At 66.4% G+C, this 1601-nt stretch carries 2 protein-coding genes and 1 tRNA gene; 2 read left to right on the forward strand and 1 reads right to left on the reverse strand.

What is annotated here, in order from left to right:
* The first annotated feature begins 310 nt into the window (after positions 1-310).
* Complete coding sequence (locus ADBZ5U_RS16240) at positions 311-616, forward strand: hypothetical protein (RefSeq protein WP_526811921.1); 306 nt, start codon at positions 311-313, stop codon at positions 614-616.
* Positions 617-714: 98 nt separating this feature from the next.
* Here the strand turns inward: ADBZ5U_RS16240 and ADBZ5U_RS16245 are convergent.
* A tRNA-Leu gene (locus ADBZ5U_RS16245) sits at positions 715-791 on the reverse strand.
* Positions 792-895: 104 nt separating this feature from the next.
* Here ADBZ5U_RS16245 and ADBZ5U_RS16250 point away from each other — a divergent pair.
* Entirely contained in the window at positions 896-1543 is a 648-nt protein-coding gene (locus ADBZ5U_RS16250) for a two-component system response regulator PdtaR (protein WP_526811923.1), read from the forward strand.
* Positions 1544-1601: the final 58 nt, after the last annotated feature.

A 1601-nucleotide genomic window follows, 5' to 3' on the forward strand; every position in this document is an offset into this window, starting at 1 on the left:
GCCGGGGCACTAAAACCCGCGAGGACTTTGTCCCGGTAAGCGGTTTCGGTTCGGTCAATACCTGGGACAATTCCTGACAGAGCGGCCACCGGCACATTCCCATGCGGGGGGGAAATGTGCCGGTCGGCCGCTTCGCCGCTTGTCAACCCTCGCAGGTTGAAATTCTCGTTAACGCCCGCGGTACGGCACGCGAACCTTATACTCGCGGCAGGTGAAGTCGGTCGACCGACTGGGGTTGTCGGGAGCAAAGGGGGCTGCGCATGGCGGTACTGCCGGAGTTCGCCGAACGTCAGCGCCTTCGGGGGTGATCATGCGGGTTTCATGGCTCTGGATCCCGCCGATGGCGGCCATCGCGGCAACGGCTTTCGCGGTTGCCGTGACTGCGCCCGAGGGGATGTCTGCCGCCGACCAGGTGGGCGACGTCGAGGTCCTGCTGGACGAGATATTGCTGGACGACTTCGCCGGCTGCAACCAGGTGACGGGAAGCACGCTCTGCGCCAGCGGCACCGTCAGGGGCAGCAGCGGGGCTCCGACCAGCGTTCCGGTCTATGACAGCTCCTGCTACCTGGATGTCCTGGTGACCGCCCGCCGGGGCGACACGTGTGCCATGCACTGATTGACCATCTCGATCGGACTGGCGACCCCGGCGTCCAGCAGCATGAGAAGTGTCTTAACAATTCCTGCGTAATTCCGGCTCAGCGCCTCACGGCTTCGTGGTGCCCTCGGTGAGATTCGAACTCACACTGCACGGGTTTTGAATCCGTTTCCTCTGCCAGTTGGGATACGAGGGCGGTCGCGCGAGAAGCAACGATAGTGGACTCCGCTGAACCCGGTCCGGCCCCCCGCGCTCGCCGCGTCGCCCCGCCGTCCCACAATGACCCCCATGACCGACCCCATGGCCGACCCCGCGACCGAGTCCACCGCCGAGCCCGTGACCGATCCCCGAGTGAGGCGGCGGGTTCTCATCGCCGAGGACGAGGCGCTGATCCGGCTCGACCTGGCGGAGATGCTCAGCGAGGAGGGCTACCAGGTGGTCGGCGAGGCGGGGGACGGCCAGGAGGCCGTTGAACTGGCCGAGAGCCTGAGGCCGGATCTGGTCATCATGGACGTGAAGATGCCGCGGCGCGACGGTATCGACGCCGCCGGCGAGATCGCGGCCAAGCGCATCGCGCCGGTGGTGGTGCTCACGGCTTTCAGCCAGCGGGACCTGGTGGAAAGGGCCCGCGACGCCGGCGCGATGGCCTACCTGGTCAAGCCGTTCTCCATCAGCGACCTGGTTCCGGCCATCGAACTCGCCTTCAGCCGGTTCCAGGAGGTCATCCAGTTGGAACGCGAGGTGGCCGACCTCGGTGAGCGCTTGGAGACCCGCAAGCTGATAGAGCGCGCCAAGGGCCTTTTGCAGGCCAGGCACGCCATGACCGAACCCGAGGCGTTCGGCTGGATGCAACGCGCCGCGATGGACCGCCGCACCACCATGAAAAGGGTCGCGGAGGTAGTCCTGGGGACGCTGGACACCGCCGGGGACGCCGCGTCGTCGCAGTGAACGACGGCGTTTCGCGGCACCATCGCGCGCGGTTTGGTCCGCGGTTGGCTATGTTCTA

Source organism: Mycobacterium sp. (assembly GCF_040398885.1).
GTDB lineage: Bacteria > Actinomycetota > Actinomycetes > Mycobacteriales > Mycobacteriaceae > Mycobacterium.